This window comes from Pseudomonas sp. KSR10, assembly GCF_022355455.1.
Lineage (GTDB): Bacteria > Pseudomonadota > Gammaproteobacteria > Pseudomonadales > Pseudomonadaceae > Stutzerimonas > Stutzerimonas stutzeri_E.
Map to the genome: position 1 here is coordinate 1,022,587 of NZ_JAKOEN010000019.1, position 24,483 is coordinate 1,047,069.

At 63.1% G+C, this 24,483-nt stretch carries 22 protein-coding genes and 1 pseudogene; 7 read left to right on the forward strand and 16 right to left on the reverse strand.

Annotated features, from left to right (window positions below):
* The first annotated feature begins 14 nt into the window (after window positions 1-14).
* From MCB86_RS13595 to MCB86_RS13615, 5 genes and pseudogenes are all read left to right on the forward strand, one after another.
* A complete protein-coding gene (locus MCB86_RS13595) occupies window positions 15-437 on the forward strand; it encodes a DUF4426 domain-containing protein (protein WP_045164009.1) in 423 nt (140 codons plus the stop codon).
* A complete protein-coding gene (gene rdgB / locus MCB86_RS13600; RefSeq protein ID WP_045164010.1) occupies window positions 434-1,030 on the forward strand; it encodes an RdgB/HAM1 family non-canonical purine NTP pyrophosphatase in 597 nt (198 codons plus the stop codon). The genes MCB86_RS13595 and rdgB overlap by 4 nt, the downstream gene beginning before the upstream one ends.
* Window positions 1,027-2,244: a radical SAM family heme chaperone HemW gene (hemW, locus tag MCB86_RS13605; RefSeq protein WP_239611242.1), complete on the forward strand. Its 1,218-nt coding sequence runs from the start codon at window positions 1,027-1,029 to the stop codon at window positions 2,242-2,244. Before rdgB ends, hemW begins: the two co-directional genes overlap by 4 nt.
* A gap of 9 nt (window positions 2,245-2,253) precedes the next feature.
* Window positions 2,254-2,577 (forward strand): DUF3392 domain-containing protein, encoded by a 324-nt coding sequence (locus tag MCB86_RS13610; protein ID WP_239611243.1) that lies wholly within the window; start codon window positions 2,254-2,256, stop codon window positions 2,575-2,577.
* Window positions 2,578-2,689: 112 nt separating this feature from the next.
* Window positions 2,690-3,120, forward strand: a pseudogene (locus MCB86_RS13615) (carbamate kinase); the annotation flags it as partial.
* A gap of 29 nt (window positions 3,121-3,149) precedes the next feature.
* On the opposite strand, the gene hutC reads toward MCB86_RS13615, so the two are convergent.
* The 12 genes from hutC to MCB86_RS13675 form a co-directional block, all read right to left on the reverse strand.
* The gene (hutC, locus tag MCB86_RS13620; RefSeq protein WP_239611244.1) at window positions 3,150-3,893 is read right to left on the reverse strand and encodes a histidine utilization repressor; all 744 of its coding nucleotides are present in this window, start codon (window positions 3,891-3,893) and stop codon (window positions 3,150-3,152) included.
* An 86-nt stretch (window positions 3,894-3,979) separates the two neighbouring features.
* Complete coding sequence (locus tag MCB86_RS13625) at window positions 3,980-5,320, reverse strand: Na+/H+ antiporter NhaC family protein (protein WP_239611245.1); 1,341 nt, start codon at window positions 5,318-5,320, stop codon at window positions 3,980-3,982.
* A gap of 88 nt (window positions 5,321-5,408) precedes the next feature.
* A complete protein-coding gene (gene hutH / locus MCB86_RS13630; protein WP_045164014.1) occupies window positions 5,409-6,947 on the reverse strand; it encodes a histidine ammonia-lyase in 1,539 nt (512 codons plus the stop codon).
* The gene (gene hutU, locus MCB86_RS13635) at window positions 6,944-8,626 is read right to left on the reverse strand and encodes a urocanate hydratase (protein ID WP_239611246.1); all 1,683 of its coding nucleotides are present in this window, start codon (window positions 8,624-8,626) and stop codon (window positions 6,944-6,946) included. Before hutU ends, hutH begins: the two co-directional genes overlap by 4 nt.
* A gap of 42 nt (window positions 8,627-8,668) precedes the next feature.
* The gene (locus MCB86_RS13640; protein WP_239611247.1) at window positions 8,669-9,994 is read right to left on the reverse strand and encodes a YjiH family protein; all 1,326 of its coding nucleotides are present in this window, start codon (window positions 9,992-9,994) and stop codon (window positions 8,669-8,671) included.
* A 92-nt stretch (window positions 9,995-10,086) separates the two neighbouring features.
* Entirely contained in the window at window positions 10,087-11,070 is a 984-nt protein-coding gene (hutG, locus tag MCB86_RS13645) for a formimidoylglutamase (RefSeq protein WP_239611248.1), read from the reverse strand.
* A complete protein-coding gene (gene hutI / locus MCB86_RS13650; RefSeq protein WP_239611249.1) occupies window positions 11,060-12,298 on the reverse strand; it encodes an imidazolonepropionase in 1,239 nt (412 codons plus the stop codon). Before hutI ends, hutG begins: the two co-directional genes overlap by 11 nt.
* A 622-nt stretch (window positions 12,299-12,920) precedes the next feature.
* Window positions 12,921-14,258, reverse strand: coding sequence for a DUF1329 domain-containing protein (locus tag MCB86_RS13655; protein WP_045164020.1), 1,338 nt, complete (start codon window positions 14,256-14,258; stop codon window positions 12,921-12,923).
* A gap of 171 nt (window positions 14,259-14,429) precedes the next feature.
* Entirely contained in the window at window positions 14,430-15,101 is a 672-nt protein-coding gene (gene trmB, locus MCB86_RS13660) for a tRNA (guanosine(46)-N7)-methyltransferase TrmB (protein WP_239611592.1), read from the reverse strand.
* Between the two features lie 101 nt (window positions 15,102-15,202).
* The gene (locus MCB86_RS13665; RefSeq protein ID WP_045164022.1) at window positions 15,203-15,997 is read right to left on the reverse strand and encodes a thiazole synthase; all 795 of its coding nucleotides are present in this window, start codon (window positions 15,995-15,997) and stop codon (window positions 15,203-15,205) included.
* Between the two features lie 84 nt (window positions 15,998-16,081).
* Window positions 16,082-16,282 carry a sulfur carrier protein ThiS gene (gene thiS / locus MCB86_RS13670; RefSeq protein ID WP_045164373.1) on the reverse strand — a complete coding sequence of 67 codons (201 nt, stop codon included), beginning with the start codon at window positions 16,280-16,282 and terminating at the stop codon, window positions 16,082-16,084.
* Window positions 16,283-16,375: 93 nt separating this feature from the next.
* Window positions 16,376-16,750, reverse strand: a complete 375-nt coding sequence (locus MCB86_RS13675; protein ID WP_045164023.1) for a DUF423 domain-containing protein — start codon at window positions 16,748-16,750, stop codon at window positions 16,376-16,378.
* 69 nt (window positions 16,751-16,819) lie between these two features.
* Here MCB86_RS13675 and mtgA point away from each other — a divergent pair, with 69 nt between their 5' ends.
* Window positions 16,820-17,530, forward strand: coding sequence for a monofunctional biosynthetic peptidoglycan transglycosylase (gene mtgA, locus MCB86_RS13680; protein WP_045164024.1), 711 nt, complete (start codon window positions 16,820-16,822; stop codon window positions 17,528-17,530).
* Window positions 17,531-17,738: 208 nt separating this feature from the next.
* Window positions 17,739-20,297, forward strand: coding sequence for a CHASE domain-containing protein (locus tag MCB86_RS13685; protein ID WP_239611250.1), 2,559 nt, complete (start codon window positions 17,739-17,741; stop codon window positions 20,295-20,297).
* A 96-nt stretch (window positions 20,298-20,393) separates the two neighbouring features.
* Here MCB86_RS13685 and rpoH read toward each other — a convergent pair whose 3' ends face one another.
* The 4 genes from rpoH to ftsY form a co-directional block, all read right to left on the reverse strand.
* Window positions 20,394-21,248, reverse strand: coding sequence for an RNA polymerase sigma factor RpoH (gene rpoH / locus MCB86_RS13690; protein ID WP_045164026.1), 855 nt, complete (start codon window positions 21,246-21,248; stop codon window positions 20,394-20,396).
* A gap of 111 nt (window positions 21,249-21,359) precedes the next feature.
* Window positions 21,360-22,370: a permease-like cell division protein FtsX gene (ftsX, locus tag MCB86_RS13695; protein WP_045164027.1), complete on the reverse strand. Its 1,011-nt coding sequence runs from the start codon at window positions 22,368-22,370 to the stop codon at window positions 21,360-21,362.
* Window positions 22,367-23,038, reverse strand: a complete 672-nt coding sequence (ftsE, locus tag MCB86_RS13700; protein WP_045164028.1) for a cell division ATP-binding protein FtsE — start codon at window positions 23,036-23,038, stop codon at window positions 22,367-22,369. The genes ftsX and ftsE overlap by 4 nt, the downstream gene beginning before the upstream one ends.
* Window positions 23,035-24,360, reverse strand: a complete 1,326-nt coding sequence (ftsY, locus tag MCB86_RS13705; protein ID WP_045164029.1) for a signal recognition particle-docking protein FtsY — start codon at window positions 24,358-24,360, stop codon at window positions 23,035-23,037. Before ftsY ends, ftsE begins: the two co-directional genes overlap by 4 nt.
* Window positions 24,361-24,483: the final 123 nt, after the last annotated feature.

A 24,483-nucleotide genomic window follows, 5' to 3' on the forward strand; every position in this document is an offset into this window, starting at 1 on the left:
TGGAGGAACCGTCCATGAAACGCAGCCTGATATGCTTGCTCGCCCTGTTGTTCACCTTACCGGCATTGGCCGAGCGCAAGTACAGCGTCGGTGAGCACGACGTTCACTACATCGCTTTCAATTCCAGCTTTCTCCAACCGGACATCGCCGCAGCCGCCGGTCTGGTGCGCAGCAAGGCCCAGGGCGTGGTCAACGTCTCGGTGATCAAGGCCGGCAAGCCGGTGGCCGCGCAAGTCAGTGGCGTGGTCAAGAATCTTCTCGGTCAGGATTACCCCCTGACCTTCAAGCAGCTCAAGGAAGGCGACGAGGCCATCTACTACCTCGCGCAGTTTCCCTTCGACTCCAATGAGACGCTGCGTTTCAACCTGAACGTACGACCCACGGGCGCCGATCCGATCAACTTCGATTTCACCCAGGAATTCTTTCCAGACGAATGATGCCTTTCAACGAACTGGTGCTGGCCAGCCATAACGCCGGCAAGCTCAAGGAGCTGCAGGCCATGCTGGGCGACACGGTACGTGTACGTCCGATTGGCGAATTCACCGACGTGGAACCGGAAGAAACCGGACTGTCCTTTGTCGAGAACGCTATCCTCAAGGCGCGTAACGCGGCCAGGGTTTCCGGCCTGCCGGCACTCGCCGACGATTCGGGACTGGCGGTCGACCATCTCGGTGGCGCGCCGGGGATCTACTCGGCCCGTTACGCCGATGGTCAGGGCGATGCCGCGAACAACGCCAAGCTACTGGATGCGCTCAGGAACGTGCCGGATGCCGAGCGCGGCGCGCAGTTCGTCTGCGCGCTGGCGCTGGTCCGGCATGCCGAGGATCCGCTGCCGATCATCTGCGAGGGGCTCTGGCATGGGCGTATTCTGCATGCCGCCCAGGGCGAGCATGGCTTCGGCTATGACCCGCTGTTCTGGGTGCCAGAGCGCAACTGTTCCAGCGCCGAGATGACACCCGCGGATAAGAACCAGCTCAGCCACCGCGCGCGTGCCATGGCCCTGCTCAAGCAGCGCCTGGGTATCGCATGAGCGAAACCGGCAGTCGCAGCAACCGGGAAGCTGGCAACGCGAACCACTCGGACAAGGCTCAGCGCACGGGTCCACGCCTGGCGCTGCCGCCGCTGGCCGCCTATGTCCACATTCCCTGGTGTGTACGCAAATGCCCCTATTGCGACTTCAATTCGCACGCGGCCGGTCCGACGCTCCCCGAAGACGCCTATGTCGCGGCGCTGCTGGACGATCTGGAAAGCGATCTGGATCAGGTGCAGGGGCGCAGGCTCACCTCGATCTTCTTCGGTGGCGGTACCCCGAGTCTGTTTTCCGCCCAAGCGCTGGGCCGGATTCTCGACGGACTGCAACAACGGGTCGGTTTCGCCGCTGACGTCGAGATCACCTTGGAGGCCAACCCGGGCACCTTCGAGCAAGCGAAATTCCGCGACTACCGTCACCTCGGAATCAATCGCCTGTCGATCGGCGTTCAGAGTTTTCAAGCCGCCAAGCTGAAAGCGCTGGGGCGGATCCACGACGGCGACGAAGCCGTACGCGCCGCCGACATGGCGCGCGCCGCCGGCTTCGACAACTTCAACCTGGACCTGATGCACGGACTGCCCGAGCAGAGCCTGGACGATGCCCTCGGCGATCTGCGCACCGCTATCGCCCAGCAGCCGACTCACCTGTCCTGGTACCAGCTGACGGTCGAGCCCAACACCGAATTCTGGAACCGACCACCTCAGCTACCCGAGGACGAGACGCTGTGGGATATCCAAGAGGCAGGCCAGGTGCTGCTCGCCGAGCATGGCTTCCGTCAGTACGAAACCTCGGCCTATGCTCAGCCCGGACGTCAGGCACGACACAACCTCAATTACTGGACCTTCGGTGACTTCCTCGGCCTCGGTGCCGGCGCACATGGCAAGATCAGTAGCCCCGACGGGCAGATTCGCCGAAGTTGGAAGACCCGATTGCCAAAAGACTACCTGGACCCGGCCAAGCGCTACCGTGCCGGCGAATCGGTTCTGCGCGACGATGAATTACCCTTCGAATTTCTGATGAATGTGCTGCGCCTCACCGACGGCGTTCCGTCAGCACTGTTCACTGAGCGCACTGGATTGTCGACGGAGATGCTCGTCGAAGGCCGCCGCAAAGCCGAAGCGCGCGGACTGCTCGAGCGCGACCCGCAGCGCTTGGCCGCCACGGCCAAGGGCCAGTTATTCCTCAACGACCTGCTGCAGCTTTTCCTGCCCTAAGGACCCCGCATGGATCTTGTACTCGACCTCATCGCCACCCTATCGCGCTGGAGCCGAAGCCACCTGTTCGATATTTCGCTGGCGATCGTGGCGACGCTGTTCGTCCTGTTCGGACCGGCGCTCAACGCCTGGGTGCAGAAGAACATTGGCGGGCTCAATTTCGTTCTGCGCACCCCCGCCTTCGTGGTCTTCTGCGCCTTGGTCTACGGCCTCGGCATCATCTACCTGAGCCCCTGGCTGGCCAAGGGACTGGCTCAGTTCAACAACTACACGCTCGCGCCAGTGCTGTTGCTGCTGCTGTTCATTATCGGCGTGGTAGCCGACCGTAACTGAGCGGCATCACTCCTCGCGCAGAAATCGATCGAGATCCATCGGCTCCCCAGACATACCGTGCAGCTGATGCGCTGCAGGAAATTGAACGCCACGACAACGGCCCGCAGGTCGCTTGCTGACCCAGGTCGAGGTGGACGCGAACGACTCTGCCTTCGAACGATCGAACAAGCCGATCGGGCCGGTTTACAGCCGCGAAGAAGCCGAACGCCTGGCCACCCAGAAAAGCTGGCGCATCGCTGCGGACGGCGACCGCTTCCGCCGCGTGGTCGCCAGACCCCGGCCAAAGCGAATCTTCGAAATCCGGCCGATCCGCTGGCTGCTGGAAAAAAGCGCCGTGGTCATTTGTGCCAGTGGCGGAGACATCCCGGCGGTCTATGACCAGGACCGCAAGCTGCACTCGATGGGGCCGAAGGTACAGGCCACCTGCGAGTTCGCCGCAATACCGGCAAGTCGGCGGCCATCGGTTCGCTCGGCGATATCGAGGCGATCGTTCAGAGCCGGGCGGGGACTCGTGTCAGCCTGACACCGAGCGGATCGTCCTAGCCGGCTCGCCTTGGCACGCCGAGAAGGCGTCAGCTGCCACGTCGCAGCGAGGCCGAGGCGAAGTCGCGCGGCCCCAGCGCCGAGCGCAGCTTGTAGCGGTCTCCCGGGTGGATCAGCCGCGCGTAGCTGACCAAGTGATCCTCGGACCAGGTCCGGCGAATCATGCTCAGGCAAGGGGTCGCCGAGTCCATGGCCAGCCATTCGGCGGTCTGGCGATCGACCAGCACGGCTTCGACCACATGCTCGACGTCGGAGATCGGGCAGGCGGCCACCAGCACCTCGTTGGGCGTGTGCCGGGCGAAATCGGTCTGTAGGTAATCGGGCACCCAGCGCGGGTTGACGTAGCGATCCTCCAACTGGATCGGCAGGCCGTTCTCGCGGTGCACCAGAATGCTGTGGAAGGTCGGCGTGCCGACCCGTACGCCGAGCCGCAGGGCGACCTCGTCGTCGGCCTCGATCGCCTCGCAGCGCAGTATCAGGTTGCTGTACTCGTTGCCGCGTCCCCGGACCTCGGCCGCGATGTTCAGCACCTCATGCAGCGAAGACTCGGCCTTGCGATCGGTGACGAAGGTGCCGAGCCCGGCTTGGCGAATCAGGTAGCCCTTCTGCACCAGATCACGGATGGCCTTGTTGGCGGTCATCCGGCTGACGCCAAAATCCCGCGCCAGCTGCTCCTCTGCGGGTATCTGGTGGTTGACCGGAAAATCCCCCGCGCTGATGCGTTCGAGCAGATATTGCTCGATGACCCGGTAGCGTGGTGTATTGCTGGCCACTCAGGCCCCCTTAATGTCGACGCGCGATGCGCGGATGATAACGTCCGCCGTGGCCGAGGTGCAGGGACCCGAGCACGCCAGGGCAATCAGAACAGCATTGCCGCCAGCCAACCGGCCGCGATCAGCGGCAGGTTGAAGTGCAGGAACGTTGGTACCACGGTGTCCCAGATGTGGTCATGTTGGCCATCGGCATTCAACCCTGCAGTGGGCCCCAGGGTCGAATCCGAAGCGGGCGAACCGGCATCACCGAGCGCCGCGGCGGTCCCCACCAACGCGATGATCGCCAACGGCGAGAAGCCAAAACCCAGCCCCAGCGGCACATAAATGGAGGCGATGATCGGCACCGTGGAAAACGACGAGCCAATGCCGATGGTGATCAGCAGCCCCACCAGCAGCATGATCAAGGCCGCCATGCCTCGATTGTCGCCGATCAGCTCTGCCGAGCTGCTGACCAGGCTGGGGATCTCTCCGGTGGCCTTCATCACTGCCGCGAAGCCGGCAGCGGCAATCATGATGAATCCCACAAGCGCCATCAGGCGCATGCCCTGGGTGAACACGTCGTCCTGTTCGTCCCAGCGGATCACTCCGCTGATCGAAATCACCGCGAAGCCGACCAGGCCGCCGAATATCATCGAACCGCTCCACAACTGCACACCCAGCGCCAGTAGCAGGGCGAGAACGATCAACCCGAGCTGGCGCGCACCCAATGGGGTGGTATTGCTGCGCAGATGCTCGCCGGCGACCGGCAGTTCCTGGTAGACCCGCTTGCGGCGGTAGCTGAACGCAGCGACTGCCAGCCCGAGGACCATGCCCAGCGCCGGGATCGCCATCGCCTGGGGAGCCATTTCGCGGCTGACCGCCAGCCCCTGGGCTGCGCCGGCCTGGTTGACGTTGCCGATCAGGATGTCATTGAGAAAAATGGCGCCAAAACCGATCGGCAATGCCATGTAGGTCACGGTGATGGCGAAGGTGATCGCGCAGGCGGTCAGCCGCCGGTCCAGCTGCAGACGATTCATCACGTGCAACAGCGGCGGCACCAGGATCGGGATAAAGGCGATATGCACCGGAATCACGGTCTCGGCGGCGAAACCGGCCAGCACCAGGCTGGTCAGCATGACCCACTTGACCAGCGCCAGCTCGCCCGTCTTATGGCGGCTGTGCCCCAGATGCTCGACGACCCGGGCCGAAAGTCGCTGGGCGATACCGGTACGCGACAGCGCCACAGCGAACGCGCCCAGAGTGGCGTAAGCCAGGGCCACCGAGGCGCCGCCGCCGAGCCCCTCGTTGAAGGCCTCGATGATGGCCTCGATCGGCATCCCGGCCGTCAGCCCGCCGATCACCGCGGAGACCACCAGCGCAAAGACCACCGAGACCCGCATCATCGACAGCGTGACCATGGCCAATACGGCCAAAACGACTGAATTCATTGGAGTTCCTTTCGGTTCTTATTGTTTTTTTGCGACAAAACGCCCCCAAGGCCTGCCATTAGAGACAGGCCAGGAGAGCGTCACAGCGTTATGGATTAAACGAAGGCAGCATTCCGCTCGGCATCAGCGGGTTGAGCACGCGCTCGGCGAGCAGCGCATCGGCCGCCGCGATGTCCGGCGCGAAGAAGCGGTCTTCCACGTAGTAAGGCACCTTGGCCCGCAGCACCTGGCGCGCCCGTTCGAGCAACGACGAGCTTTTCAGCCCCTCGCGAAAGTCCAGCCCCTGGCAGGCACCCAGCCACTCGATGGCCAGGACACCCCGGGTATTGGCCGCCATCTCCCACAGCCGCTTGCCCGCCGCCGGCGCCATGGAGACATGATCTTCCTGGTTGGCCGAGGTTGGCAGGCTGTCGACGCTGTGCGGGTGCGCCAAAGCCTTGTTCTCGCTGGCCAGGGCCGCGGCGGTGACTTGGGCGATCATGAATCCTGAGTTCACCCCACCGTTGGCCACCAGGAACGGCGGCAGCTGCGACATGTGCTTGTCCATCATCAGCGAAATGCGCCGCTCGCTCAGCGCGCCGATTTCGGCGATCGCCAGGGCGATATTATCGGCGGCCATGGCCACCGGTTCCGCATGGAAGTTGCCACCGGAGATCACATCGCCCTCGGCGGCGAACACCAGCGGATTGTCGGAGACCGCATTGGCTTCCACCGCCAGCACGTCTGCGGCCTGGCGCAGCTGAGTCAGGCAGGCACCCATGACCTGCGGCTGGCAGCGTAGCGAGTACGGATCCTGAACCTTGTCGCAGCCCTGATGGGAATGGCCAACTTCGCTGCTGTCGCCAAGCAGGTGGCGATACGCGTTAGCCGCATCGATCTGCCCGCGCTGACCGCGAGCGGCATGGATGCGTGCATCGAAGGGTGCCCGCGAGCCCAGTGCCGCCTCGACGGTCAGACTGCCGCAGACCGTGGCTGCGGCGAACAGGTCCTCGGCTTCGAACAGACCACGCAAGGCGTAGGCGGTGGAAACCTGGGTGCCGTTGAGCAGCGCCAGGCCTTCCTTGGCGGCCAGGGTCATGGGCTCGAGGCCGGCGATGGCCAGGGCCTCCCGCGCCGGTAGCCACTGGCCCTGGTAACGCGCTCGACCTTCACCGAGCAGTACCAGCGACATGTGCGCCAACGGCGCCAGATCACCGGAAGCCCCGACCGACCCCTTGAGCGGAATATGCGGATAGACCTCGGCATTGATCAGGGCGATCAGCGCCTCGATGACCCTGAGGCGGATGCCGGAAAAGCCACGCGCCAGACTGTTGACCTTGAGCAGCATGACCAGCCGCACCATGGCGTCATCCAGCGGCTCGCCGATGCCGGCGGCATGCGACAGCACCAGCGAACGCTGCAGCTTTTCCAGGTCTTCGCTGGCGATACGGGTCGAGGCCAGCAGACCGAAACCGGTATTGATGCCGTAGGCGGTGCGGCCCTCGCTGATGATCGCGTTGACGCAGGCGACGCTGGCCTCGATGGCGGTGTGGGCACTGTCGTCCAGGCGGAGCTTGAGCGGGTCGTGGTAGGCGGCGCGCAACTGGCCCAGGGTCAGTTGGCCCGGAATCAGATTGAACAGGCTCATGCGTTGGCTCCTTGGGTAGCGGCGATCATTGGAAGGTCGAGTCCTTGCTCGCGTGCGCAATGAATGGCGATGTCATAACCGGCGTCGGCGTGACGCATCACCCCGGTCCCCGGATCGTTGCGCAATACCCGTCCGAGACGGGCCCGAGCCTCTGGCGTACCGTCAGCCACGATAACCACCCCGGCGTGCTGCGAATAGCCCATGCCGACGCCCCCGCCATGGTGCAACGATACCCAGGTGGCGCCGCCCGCGGTGTTCAGCAGAGCATTGAGCAGCGGCCAATCGGAGACCGCGTCGGAACCGTCCTGCATCGCCTCGGTTTCGCGGTTGGGGCTGGCTACCGAGCCGGAATCCAGGTGATCGCGGCCGATCACGATGGGTGCTTTCAATTCGCCATTGGCGACCATGTCGTTGAACGCCTGCGCCAGGCGTGCGCGGTCTTTCAGGCCGACCCAACAGATGCGTGCCGGCAAACCTTGGAAGCTGATGCGCTCGCGGGCCATGTCCAGCCAGTTGTGCAGATGCGCGTCGTCGGGAATCAGCTCCTTGACCTTGGCGTCGGTCTTGTAGATGTCCTCGGGGTCGCCGGACAGCGCTACCCAGCGGAACGGGCCGATGCCCTGACAGAACAGCGGGCGGATGTAGGCCGGGACGAAACCGGGGAAGTCGAACGCGTTGTCGACGCCCTCCTCCAATGCCATCTGGCGAATGTTGTTGCCGTAGTCGAAGGTCGGCACGCCCATCTTCTGGAAGTCCAGCATGGCCCGCACGTGGACGGCCATGGACTGACGCGCGGCCTTGACCACCACCTCTTCTTCGGTCTTGCCGCGGGCGACGTACTCGTCCCAACTCCAGCCGGCCGGCAGATAACCGTGGCGCGGATCGTGGGCGCTGGTCTGGTCGGTGACCATGTCCGGGCGTACGCCGCGCTTGACCAGCTCCGGAAGGATCTCGGCGGCGTTGCCACAGAGGGCGATGGACACCGCCTTGCCTTCGCCGGTGTACTTGTCGATCCGTGCCAGGGCGTCGTCGAGATCGCTGGCCTGCTCGTCGACGTAGCGGGTCTTCAGGCGGAAATCGATGCGCGACTGTTGGCACTCGATAGTCAGCGAGCAGGCACCGGCCAGGGTCGCCGCCAGCGGCTGCGCGCCGCCCATGCCACCCAGGCCCGCGGTCAGCACCCAGCGCCCCTCGAGCTCGCCGCCGTAATGCTGGCGACCGGCTTCGACGAAGGTTTCATAGGTGCCCTGGACGATGCCCTGGCTGCCGATATATATCCAGCTGCCGGCGGTCATCTGCCCGTACATGGCCAGGCCCTTGGCATCCAACTCGTTGAAGTGCTCCCAGTTGGCCCAGTGCGGCACCAGGTTGGAGTTGGCCAACAAGACGCGAGGCGCGTCCTTGTGGGTTTCGAACACGCCGACCGGCTTGCCGGACTGGATCAGCAGAGTCTGGTCATCTTCCAGCCGGGTCAACACCTCGACGATCTTGTCGAAACACTCCCAGTTGCGGGCGGCGCGACCGATGCCGCCGTACACCACCAACTGCTTGGGGTTTTCCGCGACGTCCGGGTCGAGGTTGTTCATCAGCATGCGCAGCGGCGCTTCGGTCAGCCAGCTCTTGGCGGTCAGGGAGGTACCGCGGGGGGCGCGGATTTCGGTGTCGCGGTAAAGGCTCATGACGGGCTCCAGTCAACAGTTCATTTAGCAATGGGCGGCCCTTTACAGCCAGCCCAGGTAGTGCGCCAGGTAAGCCAGCGGGATGCTGAACGCCAGGCTCAACAGGGTGCGTTGCAGCCAAACCAGCAACAGGTCGCGCAAGCGCAGGGGAATCCGTGTGGCGAGCACGCAGGGGATCGAGGCGGACAGGAACAGCACGCTGCTCACCGAGACGATGGCGGTGACAAACTTGACCAGGGGCTCGGCGTCTTTCAGCAGCACCGCCGGCAGGAACATCTCGGCCAGACCGGAAGACATGGCACGGGCGACCTCCATCGGCTCGCTCAAGCCGAACAGCCAGACCAGCGGATACAGCAGCAGGCCGATGGCATCGAACAGCGGGGTGTACGTGGCCGCCAGCAAACCGAGCAGGCCGACCGCGAGAATGCTCGGCAGGATCGCCGCGGTCATGCGCAGGCCATCGACGAATGTCTCGCGCAGCGCGCTGAGCAGCGACGGGGCGCAGGCCGCCTGCTCGAGGCCAGCACGCCAGGCACTGACGAGGCGATTTTCGCCGTCTGGCAACGGCGCCTCGGCACGGCTCTCGGATGGCAGCCGTGACAACGGATAGAGCCGCGCGCTGATGGCGGTGACGCTGAAGGTCACCAGCATCGCGCTCCAGAAATACAGGTTCCAGATGTCCATCAGGCCCAGCGTCTTGGCGATGATCACCATGAACGGCGCCGATACGGTGGAAAAACCGGTGGCGATGATCGCCGCTTCACGCACGCTGTAATGGCCCTGCCGGTACATCCGGTCGGTGATCAGCAGGCCGACCGAGTAGCTGCCGACGAACGAGGCCACCGCATCGATCGCCGACTTGCCGGGGGTGCGCCAGATCGGTCGCATGACCGGCTGCATCAGCACGCCGACCAGTTCCAGCAGGCCGAAGCCGATCAGGAACACCAACGCCAATGCCCCCAGCGGCACGATCAGTGCCAGGCTCAGCACCAACTTGTCGAACAGGAACGGCAGCATGCCCGGCTGGTACAGGACCTCCGGACCGACGCCAAACAGATAACCCACGCCGACCAGCAGACCGAACACCTTGAGCACACTGAATACCGTGCAGGTCAGGTCGCCGCGCCAGCTACCGCTGAGCCAGGGCTGCAACGCACCGTAGAGCATGAACCCCAGGGCGATGGCGACAACCAGCGGACGAGCATGGGCGAGCAAGGCGCTGGCGCTGTGGTCGAGCAGGATGGTCGAACGGCCATCGATATCGAACGGCACGAAAAACACCAGCAATCCGATCAGGCTGTAGCCGAGCAAACGGGCCAGTGCACGAGGCCGCGAAACATTGGCGAGAGTGGTAGCCGGGTCAGACATGGCGGTGCTCCCGGCAAAGCGCTCGAACGCTGCAAAGCATCATCGAATGTTCCTCTGTAATTGTTTTTGTCAGAGAAATGGCTGGAGTGGGCTCAGCCGGTCAGGGACAGCAGGTGAATCAGCCGCGCCGCCAGCCGCGCGGTGCGGTTGTCGATGTCATGTTCGGGGTTGAGCTCGGCGAGATCGGCCAGCCGTAGCTTGCCGCTGTCACGGATGCGCTCGAGCAACGGCTCGAGCAGTGCCAGGGACACGCCGCGCGCGGCCGGTGCGCTGACCCCAGGTGCTTCGCAGGCGGGCAGCACGTCGATATCGATGGTCAGGTAGACGGCGTCGCAACCGGCAATGAAACGATCCAGATCCGCGCCCAGCGAGGCCAGGCTGGCTTCGCTGATGTCGCGGTCCTCGCGCACCAAAACCTGCAGTTCGGCGGCGCGCTGAAACAGCGCCCGAGTGTTGCTGGCTCGGCTGACGCCGATACAGGCATAAGCGAAAGGCCAACCACGTAACGCGCATTGCTCGGCGATCTGCGCGAACGGCGTGCCGGAAGATTGCACATGGGCCGGATCACGCAGGTCGAAGTGCGCGTCGAAATTGATGATGCCTATGCGTGGGGCGGCCCTCCGTGGGACGGCCATCGCTGGAGAGCGCTGCTCGGATTGACCACCGCCCAGATGCCCAGCAAGGCCCTGCCAGCTACCGAACGCCACTTCATGGCCACCGCCAAGAACGATCGGCAGATGACCCGCATCGAGCAATGCGCAGACATTGCTACCCAGACGAGCCTGCGCCGCTTCCAGTTCGCCATCGGCACAGACCACGTCACCCGCATCGTAGGCCGGTCCGCTGCGGTGCCAGGCCAGATTGGCCAGCGCCTTGCGGATCGCCAAGGGGCCGTTTGCCGCACCGACTCGGCCATGATTGCGCCGCACGCCTTCGTCGCTGGCAAAGCCGAGCAAGGCCAGGCCCAGTTCGCTGTCGCCGGCGAGCGGTTGAATGCGCTGGTGCCAGCGCGCGCTGTCCGCTTCCGGGTCAACGCGGCCTTGCCAGGGCTCCATCGAGTGGCGATCAGCGTGCATCACGAGCGGCCTCCTTGTCGTAGCTGACAACACCGCCAAAGATGCGCTGGCGCAGGCGTCCCGGCTGTACCGCGTACGCCAGCTCGGCTGGCGTCTGGACATCCCACAGACACAGATCGGCTGGCGCACCGACGGCGATACGCCCGAGCTCAGGTGTGCCCAGCGCTTGCGCGGCATGTGCGGTCATGCCGGCCAGCGCCTCGCGCGGCGTCAGGCGAAACAGCGTGCAGGCAAGATTCAGGTTCAGGGTAGGAAAACAGATTGGCGCGGTTCCAGGGTTGGCATCGCCGGCCACCGCCATCGCCACCCCGTACTGGCGCAGCAGCGCGATGGGCGGCAGCTGGGTTTCGCGTAGCGTGTGGTAGGCGCCCGGCAGCAGGGTCGCAACCGTACCGGCGGCCGCCATGGCTTGCACCCCGGCCTCGTCGAGAAACTCGATATGGTCGGCCGAGAGCCCTCGATAGCGCGCCGCGAGGGCGCTGGCGCCCTGGTTGGACAGCTGCTCGGCATGTGCCTTGACCGGCAGCCCCTGAGCCTGGGCCGCCACGAATACCCGCTCGCACTGGGCCGGGCTGAAGCCGATGTGTTCGCAGAACACGTCCACCGCATCGGCCAACCCCTCGGCCGCGGCCGCTGGAATGATCTCGTTGCAGACCAGGTCGATGTAGCCATCGCTGTCATCGGCGAATTCCGGTGGCAACGCATGCGCCGCGAGTAAGGTCGTGGTAATTCGTACCGGCAGCTGTTCACCGAGTCGGCGCGCCACACGCAGCATTTTCAGCTCGTCGGCGGTCGTCAGGCCGTAACCGGATTTAATTTCGACGGTGGTCACGCCATCGGCCAGCAGCGCCTGCAGCCGAGGCAGGCTTTGGGCCAGCAGTTGCGCCTCGCTGGCGGCGCGGGTGGCACGCACGGTGCTGAGAATGCCTCCGCCCGCCCTGGCGATTTCAGCGTAGTCGACCCCTTCCAGGCGCTGCTCGAACTCATCGGCGCGGTTACCGGCAAAGACCAGATGGCTATGACAGTCGATCAGGCCGGGCGTCATCACGCCCCCGCAGCCCACTTCCAATGCGCCGGCGACCTGCGCCTCATCCAACTCGGACATGGTCACCACAAGCGTGACGCGACCGGCCTCTACCATCACTGCCATCGGCTGGGGCAGGGTCTGAATACCGTCGAATACGCTTACGGCGCGCCATAGCAGGCGCTTGTCAGGAGTGGAAGGCATCGTAGGTGACCTTTGTCTGTCTTATTGTATATACAATAGAAAATGACAGTTTGTTCGGTCAAGCGCTCTTAGCGCTTTTATTTGTCAGATGCTTGCGCTTATATCCGATGGGCCGGCTGCTCAATCCGCTCTTAATGTATATACATATAAGCGACCGGAGTAGCCGGGATCGACAGCGCGTCGGGCAGATGTTGGAAGCGTGGCTCGCTCCCAGCCCGCAGGCGTGCCAATCGTTCGGTGGCAGCCACAGAGAAACGCTGTAGCTGTTCGCGCAGGCTGCCGGCCTGTGGCTTCGGAACGGCCGGGCGGTTCGAGTATGACAGGCGCACAGAAACTACCGAGGCACTGCGCCCTCGGGGTCGGCAAGTGCCGCTGCGCTATGCCACTCTGCCGCTGGACGAGCACGACGCAGGTGCCGACCCGCAACGGCAACGGCAACGGCAACGGCAACGCGGTGATTAGAACGCTCGCCGGGACCAGGCAGCGTATTCAACAGGCAGATGGCTACGGATCAGGCTCGAAGAGCTGCCAGCGAAGGTGCCAGCAGCCCTCGAAAAGACAGCCCTGGCCAGGTTAGCCAGGGCTCGGCCAGGCGGCGCAGACACCTGGCCGGGCGCAGCGCTCAGTTGGCGCCGCGGCGCAGCGCTGCAGGAGAGAAGTCTCGCGGCCCCATCTGGGCGCTGAAGTCGTACATCGGCTCGTTGTTATCCAGGCCATCGACGAAGTAGTTGCCATCCTTGAGGTGGTACAAGGTTTCCAGGGTGCTGCCAAACATGGGGACTTCGTAGTAGCTGATCGGATGGCTTTCCTGCAGGCCGATCAGTTCGGCATCCTGATCGAACAGATCGACTGCCAGAATCTGCCAGCTGTCCTCATCGATGTAGAAGCGACGCATGGCATACGGATGATTGAAGCCCTTGCGCAGCGTCGCCTCGACGATCCACACGCGGTGCTGCTCGTAGCGCAGCAGCTCGGGGTTCAGGGTACGTGCACCCACAATCGAGTCGTAGGGTATGCCCTGCTGGTGCACGGCATAGCTGTTGTAGGGAATCAGCATTTCCCGTTTGCCAATCAGCTTCCATTCATAACGGTCAGGCGCGCCGTTGAACGTGTCCACCACATCCGCCGTGGCCAACCCGCTGGTATCCGGCTGCAGCGAATCATAGGCCAGCGAGGGCAGGCGCCGTACGCGGCGGTCGCTCGGGCTGTAGCGCCAAGCCTTGCGGATCGACAGTACCTGGTCGATCGGATCCTGCACCACCAGCGAGGTCCCGGAGAGCTTTGCTGGAGCGGTGACCCGGTACTTGTAGTAGAGCAGCGTGTTGTCCAGCTGCGTCTTGTTCATGCCCTCGCGGTTGTAGACGTAGTAGATGTGCCGATCCCGTTTGATCAGGTTAGCTCTGCCGTTGATCACCACGGCCTGGTTGTTGATCATGTGGGTCTGCTCACCCTTGTAATGAAGGATGTGATTCCAGATCACTTCCATGCCGTCCTGGGGCAGCGGGAACGGGATGCCGGCGACAGCCCCCTTGATGCCGTTGCCGTTGGCGATCAGCTCAGCAGCGACGGCATTGGCGCGCGTCTCGTCATAGATGCGCTGCGGAGCCGCGGCACTGCGACGTGTCGGGAACACACGCAAATAGAAGTCCGGATAGCGCTCAACCAATGCTCGGAGACCTTCGGGCAAAAGCGCGGCGTATTGCGCGACATTGCTGCTATCGACCCGGTACAGCACCGGGTCGGCGGCATAGGGGTCCGGGTGGTGCATTCCGCTCGAGTAGTTGGCGGGCGCCTGTACACCACCGGTCCATGCCGGGATGCTGCCGCTGGCATTGGCCGACTGCTCGGCGCCCAGCGGGGTCAGATCCTGTCCCAGACGAGCAGCCTGAGCGTCATCCACCTTGGCGTGGGCCTGGCTCACCCAGGCCGCCAGCAGCAGAACTCCAAATTTTCTGTACATCGCTTTTGCTCCTTGCCGCGCAACGGACGCGGCAGACGACGGCCTCTGCCAAAAGACAGGGCTCTATTAGTTGTGCGTTGGGGGATCGCGCTTCCTGGCGCTCCGCTCTTGTCAGATTTTCCTGAGACCGCGTGGTACGGCCCTGATGGGCGCTGTAACGCCCACTCTCGGTCAGTCGACGCGTTCGAACTTGAGGTCCCAGACCCCGTGACCGAGGCGCTCGCCCCGGCGTTCGAACTTGGTCGTCGGGCGCTCTTGTGGACGCTCGACGTACTGCCCGTTTACCGCCTGGTTGCGATAGCCAGGCGCGATGCTCATGACCTCGAGCATGTGCTCGGCATAAGCTTCCCAGTCGGTTGCCATGTGCAACACACCACCGATCTTGAGTTTTTGCCGCACCAGTTCGGCGAATGCCGGCTGGACGATGCGCCGCTTGTGGTGGCGACTTTTGTGCCAAGGATCGGGAAAGAACAGCAAGACCCGGTCCAGGCTGGCGTCGGGAACGCATTCACGCAGCACTTCAAGCGCATCGCAACTGTAAACCCGCACGTTCGTCAGGTTTTGTGACACAAGCCCGTTTAGCAGCGCGCCAACGCCTGGCGAATGCACCTCAACCCCGATGAAATCCTGCTCGGGTGCCGCCGCCGCCATTTCCAGCGTGGAATGCCCCATGCCAAAGCCGATTTCGAAGGTCCGTGGCGCCTGCCGGCCGAACACCTGATCGAAGTCGCGCGGGCCGTCGGCCAGCTCCAGACCGAACCGCGGCCAGCCCTGATCGAGGCCTCGCTGCTGACCTTCGGTCATGCGCCCGGCACGCATCACGAAACTCTTGATGGTACGCATGCGCCGTTGGCCCTCGGCCGGGGAGGTAGTGTCACTCATGGAAAACCTGCAGATAACAAGCACCGGCCGCGCGAGCACGTGGCCGGTAATGGGAATGGAAATTAGCGGATCAGGCCTTCCAGAGGCGAAGAGGCGCTGGCATAGAGTTTCTTCGGCATACGCCCGGCAAGATAGGCCAGGCGGCCTGCATCGATCGCGTATTTCATGGCTTCGGCCATCAATACCGGGTTCTGCGCATGAGCGATGGCGCTGTTCATCAGGACCGCCTCGCAGCCCAGCTCCATGGCAATGGTGGCGTCCGAGGCCGTACCTACGCCAGCATCGACCAGCACCGGCACTTTGGCTTCTTCGAGAATGATCCGCAGGTTGTAGGGATTGCAGATCCCCAGACCGGTGCCGATCAGTCCGGCCAGCGGCATTACCGCGATGCAGCCCATGTCGGCCAGCTGGCGGGCAATGATCGGGTCGTCGCTGGTGTAGACCATCACGTCGAAGCCGTCCTTGACCAGCACTTCGGCGGCTTTCAGGGTTTCGATGACGTTGGGGAACAGTGTTTTCTGGTCGGCCAGCACTTCGAGCTTGACCAGGTTGTGGCCGTCGAGCAGCTCGCGGGCCAGCCGACAGGTGCGTACCGCTTCATCGGCGTCGTAGCAACCGGCGGTGTTCGGCAGAATGGTGTAACGGTCTGGCGAGATGACGTCGAGCAAATTGGGCTCGCCCGGGTTCTGGCCGATGTTGGTGCGGCGCACCGCGACGGTGACGATCTCGGCGCCGGATGCTTCGATGGCGGCGCGGGTCTCGTCGAGATCCTTGTACTTGCCGGTACCCACCAGCAGGCGCGACTGATAAGTGCGGCCGGCAAGTGTGAAGGGTTTGTCGTGCGGAACTGGGCTCATGCGACCATCCTGTTCATCTGTAATGAAGCGAAGAAGTACGCCGCTGCACGGGCGACGTCCGGAATTATCGAGGTAGCGGCCTCCTCAACCGCCGCCAATGGCATGCACGACTTCGACCCGGTCGCCTTCGACCAATACTGTCGTGGCATGCAGGCTGCGCGGCACAATGTCGCGATTGAGTTCGACCGCCAGCCGGCGCCCAGTCAGTTCCAGACGCTGCAGCAGATCGGCCACCGACTGACCGTCAGGTAGCTCGTAGCGCTCGCCGTTCAACTGGATGTGCATAGTGATCGCCACCATTGCCAAAGGGTCCGCATTCTAGCCCGATCGCCTCGGCGCACCAAGGCGACGAGCGCTGCCATTCATCTCTCTCGGCGATCAGGCGCGGAGATTCCAGGCGGCCAGCATCAGGCAGATCCACCCGGCCAGAAATGCCGTGCCGCCGAACGGCGTGATGATGCCCAGCTTGCCGATACCCGTCAGGGCCAGGAGATACAGGCTGCCGGAGAACAACAGAACGCCAAGCGCAAACAAGCCACCCGCTGCGACCAACAGACGGCTCGGTGCATGCAAGGCGAGCAAGGCCACCCCGAACAACGCCAGGGCGTGAAATAACTGGTAGTGCACGCCGGTCTGAAATACCGCGAGGTAATCGGCGCCGAGGCGGCTTTTCAAGCCATGCGCGGCGAAGGCGCCGAGCGCCACACCGGTCAGTCCGAAGAACGCAGCAAGCAGAAGAAAGGGACGAATCATTCAGGCGCCTCCAGTCAGGCTGTGATGAGCTCGTTATAATGCCCGTTCCCCCTGGTCCCGACCACGCCCATGCTCCGAGCTCTGCTGCGCCGCCTCACCAAACTGCTGCTCTGGCTGACCGCGCTTTCCGTGCTGCTGGTACTGGTGCTGCGCTGGGTTCCACCGCCTTTCACAGCACTCATGGTCGAACGCAAGATCGAATCCTGGATCAGCGACGACAGCATCGACCTGCAACGCAGCTGGCGGCCCTGGAAGGTGCTGCCGGATGATCTGAAAATGGCCGTGATCGCTGCCGAAGATCAGAAGTTCGCCGATCATTGGGGCTTCGATATCGCCGCCATCCGCGCCGCATTCGCACACAACGAACAAGGCGGCTCGCTACGTGGCGCCAGCACCCTGAGCCAGCAGGTCGCGAAAAATCTGTTCCTCTGGTCCGGACGCAGCTGGGTGCGCAAAGGCTTCGAAGTCTGGTTCACCGCCTGGATCGAGCTGCTATGGCCGAAGCAACGCATCCTGGAGGTCTATCTGAACAGTGTCGAATGGGGCAACGGCATTTTCGGTGCCGAGGCGGCGGCGCAGCATCACTTCGGTAAAGGCGCGGCCTATCTGTCCACCGCCCAGGCCAGCCAGCTGGCCGCCGTGCTGCCCAATCCTCGCGAGTGGAGCGCAGGGCGCCCCGGCCCGCATGTCCGTCGACGTGCCAGCTGGATTCGTCAGCAAATGCGTCAGCTGGGCGGCAGCCATTATCTGAATCAGCTACAGACAGCCAAGCAGCGCTGACAAGGTCATCGGTGCCCAACGAACCACCATCTTGCGCAGGACCTCAGGCGAAGCGGTCTGACGGAGCGTTATGGCAGTGCGCCATCGCAGCGAGTAAGCTGCAACCACCATGTTGCGAGATGCGGGATCACGCCCCGTATGTAGGAGGTCGTCGGCAGACGTGCAGTCGTCTTCTCGCCATTCGCACTGAACGCACGGCAGCGAGAGCATGAGCGTAACCGCAACCAAAGCACCCCCGAACAAGGTGCGACAACTCTTCCACCGACGCAACAGCGTCGCCTGGCTCGTTCTGGCGTTCACCCTGCTGGTCCAGTTGGCCATTCTTCAGCACCTCAAGTTGAAAGAGGATCGCGCTGCGGCCCAGCAATTCGACTTTCTCGTACGCACTACCACCGAAGCCATTGGCAAACGCATGATTGACCACGAACAGGTCCTGCTCGGCGCCGCCGGGCTGTTCGATGTCAGCGATACGGTCTCGCGAGCGCAGTGGCGCGCCTACAATCAGCGCCTGCACCTGGCCGAGCACTATCCCGGCATCCAGGGTGTGGGGTTTGCCGAGGCGGTACGTCCCGAGGGCCTCGAGGCGCATATCCAGAGCGTTCGCAGCGAAGGCTTCACCGAATACGACGTACATCCACTCGACGAAAACGCCTCGCTGCACACGCCGATCGTCTATCTAGACCCCTTCCGCGATCGCAACCTGGCTGCCTTTGGCTATGACATGTTCACCGAACCGGTGCGTCGACACGCCATGCTCCAGGCGGCTAAATCCGGACAACCCCATATCACCGGAAAGGTCAGGTTACGTCAGGAAACTCACGGCAAGACGCAGGCCGGCATTCTCATGTACGTACCGCTGTACCAGCCTGACGAAACAATTCGCTCGCCCCGGCAGCGGTTGCAGGCACTCAAGGGGTTCGTCTACAGCCCTTACCGAATGGATGACCTGATGCGCGGCATTCTCGGCGCAGCCGATCCGAACCTGAGCCTGCGTATTTATGCCGGGGATGACGAATTGCCCGAGCACCTAATCTTCGCCAGTAGGAATCAGGCCAGAAGCGACTCTGCTCAACACAGCCAAATCGTGCGGCTCGATCTGTATGGGCAGACATGGACCTTGCGCCTGGAGAGCCTACCGGAGTTCGACGCGTTCTTTAAGGTCAGCAACGAGCTGGTGATTGGCCTTGGCGCTGGCCTGAGTATCCTGCTGTTCTTCCTCACCTCCTCGCTAACGCTCAGGCGCAGACGTGCCGAGGCGCTGGCCCAACAAATGACCGAACACATAAGGGAAAACAAACGCGCCCTGCAGCTCAGCGAAGAGCGTCTCAGCCTCGCCCTCAAGGGCAGTAACGACGGCCTCTGGGACATGAACCTGGATGCGGGAACTTTCTACGCGTCACCACGCGCCTGGCACATGCTCGGCTATCGCCCCGGCGAGTTGCATTCGGATCTGAAACTCTGGGAACGGATCATGGCGCCGGAGGACTTACCGCAGGCGAAGAAGCAATTGGCGCAAACCATGCTTTCGGCGGTCGACCACTTCACCACCGAGCTGCGCTTTCAGCACAAGAGCGGCAAGCTGATACCGGTCCTGATCCGTGGCTACATTCAACGTAATCGGGATGGCCAGCCGCTGCGTATCAGCGGCACCAGCATGGACCTGACCGAGCATAAGCGCATCGAACAAATGAAAGATGAGTTCGTCTCCACCGTTAGCCACGAGCTGCGCACCCCGTTGACCTCCATCAGCGGTGCCCTGGGCCTGGTCACTGGCGGCGCGATGGGCGAGGTTCCGCCAGCGGTGCAGCAGATGCTGGAAATCGCTCATCGCAACAGCCTGCGCCTGGGCTACCTGATCAACGATTTGCTGGATATGGAAAAAATCGCCGCCGGCAAGATGTCCTTCGATATGCGCGAGCACTCGCTCTGCCGATTACTGGAAGAAGCCCTGGCCAGCAACCAGGCCTTCGCCGCGCATTTCGGGGTGAATTGCGTACTGCACGATCCGGTGCAGGTCAACGTCTGGGTCGATGGCTTGCGCCTGCAGCAGGTGCTGACCAACTTCCTGTCGAACGCCATCAAGTACACACCCGAAGGTGGCGAAGTGGTCCTCGATTGCAGCCTGTCCGATACCGGTCACGTGCGCATCAACGTGACCGACCAAGGCCCGGGCATTCCACCCAGCTTCCAGTCTCGGGTGTTCGAAAAATTCGCGCAGGCGGACGCTTCCGACAGTCGCCAGAAAGGCGGCACCGGACTGGGACTCGCCATTACCAAGGAATTCATCGAGCGCATGGGAGGGCGGGTCGGCTTCGATACGGCGGAGGGTCGCGGCACGACCTTCTGGTGCGAGCTGCCGATAGTCGAATCGACCACGTTGGCAACCGATCAAGGTCAGCCTCGCCTGCTGGTGATCGAGGACGAGCCGGATACCGGCCGACTGCTGCATCTGATGCTACGTGACGCCGGATATGCGGTCGATCGCGTGCAGAGCCTGCATGCGGCACGGATCAAGCTCGCCAGCACCCGTTACGAGGCGATGACACTCGACTTGCATCTGCCCGACGGTAGCGGCCGCGAGATGATCGACGAGGTACGCGCCAACCCTGATACGCAGGATTTGCCGATCATCGTTATTTCAGCGGCCAGCCAGTTCGAGCAGAACGACTACGACACTGGCATCACATGGCTACACAAACCCATCAGTGCGGCGCAATTGTTGATCGCACTCACCGATACCCTGGAAAGCTCCAGGCATCTTCCCTGAGTCGCAACAGGCGAACTGAGCCGCAGTGACCCTCGACTCAAGGGCATAAAAAAGGCGCTGCAGTTGCAGCGCCTCCTGGACAACGATCAGACCCTATCAGGCCTGAATGGAACCCTTGAGCTTGTTCATCGCGTTTTTCTCAAGCTGTCGGATCCGCTCTGCCGATACACCATACTTGGCTGCAAGATCATGCAGCGTCGCCTTGTTGTCGCTCAACCAGCGCTGTTGGAGGATATCCCGGCTACGCTCGTCCAGGGTTTCCAGCGCCTCGTGCAGGCTGGAATTGGAACTGTCGCTCCAGTCCGCATCCTCGAGTTGCCTGGCCGGATCGTAACGGTGATCTTCCAGGTAATGCGCAGGCGACTGGTAGGCGCTGTCGTCGTCGGCATCAGCGGACGGATCGAAGGCCATGTCGTGCCCGGTCAGCCGGCTCTCCATCTCACGCACTTCACGGGCCTCAACGCCGAGGCTGTCGGCAACCCGCTCGACCTCGTCATTGTTCAGCCAGGCCAGGCGCTTCTTCTGGCTGCGCAGATTGAAGAACAGCTTGCGCTGGGCCTTGGTCGTGGCGACCTTGACGATGCGCCAGTTGCGTAGAATGAATTCGTGAATTTCGGCCTTGATCCAATGCACGGCGAAGGACACCAAGCGCACGCCCATTTCCGGGTTGAAGCGCTTGACCGCCTTCATCAAGCCGACGTTGCCTTCCTGGATCAGATCCGACTGGGCCAGGCCATATCCCGAATAACTGCGGGCGATGTGCACGACGAATCGCAGGTGGGCGAGCACCATCTGACGTGCGGCCTCGAGATCCTGATGGTAGAACAGGCGCTCAGCCAGGTCGCGTTCCTGCTCGACCGTAAGCAGCGGAATGCTGTTGACCGTCTGCACATAGGCCTCGAGATTGCCTCCCGGGACCAGGGCTTGAACAGGTTGCAGATTAGTAGTCATGCAGATCCTCCGATCATGAAGCTGCAGCAGTTTAGCACTGCCGGGTCAGACTGCAAGCCTGTGGAAAAGTTCCCTTACAGCTTCAGTAAAGCTTTATAAATCAACGAGTTACTATCTAGGCGCCAGCTCGCTCAGATGCCGAGCCACGGCCAACCAGGCGCCGATATAGCCCAGCAGCAAGGCGCCGAGAACCAGCGACATGCCATCTCCAGCCGGTACCCCGGCCAAACTGAAGTCGCTGCCGTACAAGCCGGCCAGACCGACCACCGCCTCGTTCAGCCAACCCAGTCCGTAAGCCAGCAGCAACCAGGCAATCACCCCCGCGCCCAATCCATACAAGGCGCCCATGTAGAGAAAGGGGCGGCGAACATAACCGTCGGTCCCGCCGACCAGCTTGACCACCTCGATCTCGGTACGGCGGTTTTCGATGTGCAGGCGAATGGTGTTGCCGATCACCAGCAGCAGCGTCGCGATCAGCAACAGACTGAGGCCGAAAACAAAGCGATCACCCAGTTTCAGAATAGCCGTCAAACGTTCGACCCAGAGCAGGTCGAGCTGCGCCTGCTCCACACCGGGCAGCTCCGCCAAGCGCTGGCGCAAGGCTTCGAGGTTGTCCCGATCGACCTCGTTGGGCGTCACCAGTATCACGCCGGGCAAGGGGTTGTCCGGCAATTCGCGTAATGCCTCGCCAAGCCCGGACAGCTGCTGAAATTCCTCAAGCGCCTGCTCGCGGCTGATCCAGCTGGCCTCCGAAACATCCGGCATCGCCAGGATCTGCTCGCGAAGCCGCTGGCCTTGCTGCGCGTCCACGTCGAGCTGCATGAACAGCGAAATCTGCGCCGCACGTTGCCAGGAACCGCCGAGCCGCTCGACGTTGTCCAGTAATAGCGCCAGGCCCATGGGCAGGCTCAACGCCACTGCCATGACCAGGCAGGTGAAGAAGCTGCCGATCGGTTGTTTGATCAGCCGGCCGACGCTGTCGACCACACTGGCTCGGTGACTTTCCAGCCAGGCGTGAAACAAGGTCTTGAAATCCGGCTCGTCGCTTCTGGGCTGCTCGGGCTTGTTCCGCACCCCACCGGCGCGCTCGACCGGATTCGGATTTTGCTCGGGTGCGCTCATCGAGCGGCCTCCCCGTCACCGATCAAGCGGCCACGCTGCAAGGTGAGCATGCGATGGCGCATGCGAGCGATCAGCGCCAGGTCGTGACTGGCAATCAGCACGGTGGTGCCGAGGCGATTGATGTCTTCGAATACACCCATGATTTCTGCTGCCAGACGCGGGTCGAGGTTGCCGGTTGGTTCGTCGGCGAGTAGCAGAGCCGGGCGGTGCACCACGGCGCGCGCGATACCGACGCGTTGCTGCTGCCCGGTCGAGAGATCGGAAGGATATTGCAGCGCTTTGTCCTTGAGGCTGACGCGCTCCAGCGCGGTCATCACCCGCTGTCCGATCTCACGCTTGTTCAATCCCAGTATCTGCAGGGGCAACGCGGCGTTGTCGAACACCGTGCGATCGAACAGCAGTTGGTGATTCTGGAACACCACACCGATCTGACGACGTAGAAATGGAATCTGCGCATTGCTGATGCGTGCCAGATCCTGCCCAGCCAGCAGCAACTTGCCGCTGGTGGGGCGCTCCATCGCCAGCAACAGGCGCAGCAAGGTGCTCTTGCCGGCGCCGGAGTGACCAGTGACGAAGAGGAATTCGCCGCGCTGCACGTGGAATGAAAGCTCGTGCAATCCGGTGTGGCCATTGGGATAGCGCTTGCCGACCTGCTCGAAACGAATCATGACGAGGCGCTACCTCCGCTCGTACCCTTCTCGGCGAACAACGCGTTGACGAAGGCGTCCGCCTCGAAGGTGCGCAGGTCGTCGATGCCCTCACCGACACCGATGTAGCGGATCGGTGTGCCGAATTGCTTGGCCAGTGCGAAGATCACTCCGCCCTTGGCGGTGCCGTCGAGTTTGGTGAGCGCCAGACCGGTCAACTCCACCGACTGATTGAACTGTTTGGTCTGGTTGATGGCGTTCTGGCCGGTGCCGGCATCGAGCACCAGCAGCACCTCGTGCGGCGCAGTCTCGTCGAGCTTGCCCATCACCCGACGGACCTTCTTCAACTCCTCCATCAGGTTGTCCTTGGTGTGCAGCCGACCGGCCGTATCGGCGATCAGCACATCGATGCCTCGGGCCTTCGCCGCTTGCACCGCGTCGAAGATCACCGAGGCGGAATCGGCACCGGTGTGTTGGGCGATCACGGCGATATTGTTGCGCTCACCCCATATCTGCAGCTGTTCGACCGCCGCCGCGCGGAAGGTGTCGCCGGCGGCCAGCATGACCTTCTTGCCTTCGAGCTGCAGCTTCTTGGCCAGTTTGCCGATGGTGGTGGTCTTGCCGACGCCATTGACGCCAACCACCAGAATCACGAACGGCTGCTTGCCGGCATCTATCGTCAGCGGCTGCTCGACCGGTTTGAGCAGGCCGGCCAGTTCTTCCTGCAGCGCCTTGTACAGCGCGCCGCTGTCGGCCAGCTCCTTGCGCGAGACCCGCCGCGCGAGGTTCTGCATGATCGCCGTGGTAGCTTCGACACCCACATCCGCAGTCAGCAAGCGGGTTTCGAGTTCATCCAGCAGCTCGTCGTCGATAGCTTTCTTGCCCAGAAACAGGCTGGCCATGCCTTCGCCGATGCTGGCGCTGGTCTTCGACAGCCCCTGCTTGAGACGGGCAAAGAAGCCCAGCTTGATCTCGGCGGGACGTGCGGCCGGCTCGACGGCGATATCGGCCAGGGTCGGTGCCTCCGGCACTTCCTTGGGCGGCTGGACAAGCTCCACCGCAGGCTCCGGCTCAGGCTCGGCATGCAGTTCCGGCTTGATCTCCGGCGCGGCAGGCGGCTCCGGCTGGTCGATGTCGGATTCGGCGCGCGGGGGCTCTTCGCTCGATTGCTCTTCGAGCAGAGCGGTATCGGGTTCGTCCGCGAACGGCTGGCTGTCTTCCAGCGGCTCGGCAGGCGGTGGTTCGGCTGCAGGTGTCTGCGGCTTCTTGCGCAACCAGCCGAACAGGCCTTTCTTCTCGCCGGCCGCAGCCGGCGCCTTCTTATCGTCGTTGGAACCAAACATGGAGAAGATTTTCTCAAGAGGGCGAAACGCCGGCGGCCACGCCACCGGCCAGACGGGGGCTATCCTAGCACTGCGCAACCGCCTGCGCTAAGCGCCGCCGCTCAGCCGTCCGACGGCATGAGG

Excerpts from the sequence above, each read along its gene's own strand:
- MCB86_RS13595 (WP_045164009.1), top strand. The coding sequence starts at position 15 with ATGAAACGCAGCCTGATATGCTTGCTCGCCCTGTTGTTCACCTTACCG.
- rdgB (WP_045164010.1), top strand. The coding sequence starts at position 434 with ATGATGCCTTTCAACGAACTGGTGCTGGCCAGCCATAACGCCGGCAAG.
- hemW (WP_239611242.1), top strand. The coding sequence starts at position 1,027 with ATGAGCGAAACCGGCAGTCGCAGCAACCGGGAAGCTGGCAACGCGAAC.
- MCB86_RS13610 (WP_239611243.1), top strand. The coding sequence starts at position 2,254 with ATGGATCTTGTACTCGACCTCATCGCCACCCTATCGCGCTGGAGCCGA.
- MCB86_RS13625 (WP_239611245.1), bottom strand. The coding sequence starts at position 5,320 with ATGAATTCAGTCGTTTTGGCCGTATTGGCCATGGTCACGCTGTCGATG.
- hutH (WP_045164014.1), bottom strand. The coding sequence starts at position 6,947 with ATGAGCCTGTTCAATCTGATTCCGGGCCAACTGACCCTGGGCCAGTTG.
- hutU (WP_239611246.1), bottom strand. The coding sequence starts at position 8,626 with ATGAGCCTTTACCGCGACACCGAAATCCGCGCCCCCCGCGGTACCTCC.
- MCB86_RS13640 (WP_239611247.1), bottom strand. The coding sequence starts at position 9,994 with ATGTCTGACCCGGCTACCACTCTCGCCAATGTTTCGCGGCCTCGTGCA.
- hutG (WP_239611248.1), bottom strand. The coding sequence starts at position 11,070 with ATGCACGCTGATCGCCACTCGATGGAGCCCTGGCAAGGCCGCGTTGAC.
- hutI (WP_239611249.1), bottom strand. The coding sequence starts at position 12,298 with ATGCCTTCCACTCCTGACAAGCGCCTGCTATGGCGCGCCGTAAGCGTA.
- MCB86_RS13655 (WP_045164020.1), bottom strand. The coding sequence starts at position 14,258 with ATGTACAGAAAATTTGGAGTTCTGCTGCTGGCGGCCTGGGTGAGCCAG.
- trmB (WP_239611592.1), bottom strand. The coding sequence starts at position 15,101 with ATGCGTACCATCAAGAGTTTCGTGATGCGTGCCGGGCGCATGACCGAA.
- MCB86_RS13665 (WP_045164022.1), bottom strand. The coding sequence starts at position 15,997 with ATGAGCCCAGTTCCGCACGACAAACCCTTCACACTTGCCGGCCGCACT.
- thiS (WP_045164373.1), bottom strand. The coding sequence starts at position 16,282 with ATGCACATCCAGTTGAACGGCGAGCGCTACGAGCTACCTGACGGTCAG.
- MCB86_RS13675 (WP_045164023.1), bottom strand. The coding sequence starts at position 16,750 with ATGATTCGTCCCTTTCTTCTGCTTGCTGCGTTCTTCGGACTGACCGGT.
- mtgA (WP_045164024.1), top strand. The coding sequence starts at position 16,820 with ATGCTCCGAGCTCTGCTGCGCCGCCTCACCAAACTGCTGCTCTGGCTG.
- MCB86_RS13685 (WP_239611250.1), top strand. The coding sequence starts at position 17,739 with ATGAGCGTAACCGCAACCAAAGCACCCCCGAACAAGGTGCGACAACTC.
- rpoH (WP_045164026.1), bottom strand. The coding sequence starts at position 21,248 with ATGACTACTAATCTGCAACCTGTTCAAGCCCTGGTCCCGGGAGGCAAT.
- ftsX (WP_045164027.1), bottom strand. The coding sequence starts at position 22,370 with ATGAGCGCACCCGAGCAAAATCCGAATCCGGTCGAGCGCGCCGGTGGG.
- ftsE (WP_045164028.1), bottom strand. The coding sequence starts at position 23,038 with ATGATTCGTTTCGAGCAGGTCGGCAAGCGCTATCCCAATGGCCACACC.
- ftsY (WP_045164029.1), bottom strand. The coding sequence starts at position 24,360 with ATGTTTGGTTCCAACGACGATAAGAAGGCGCCGGCTGCGGCCGGCGAG.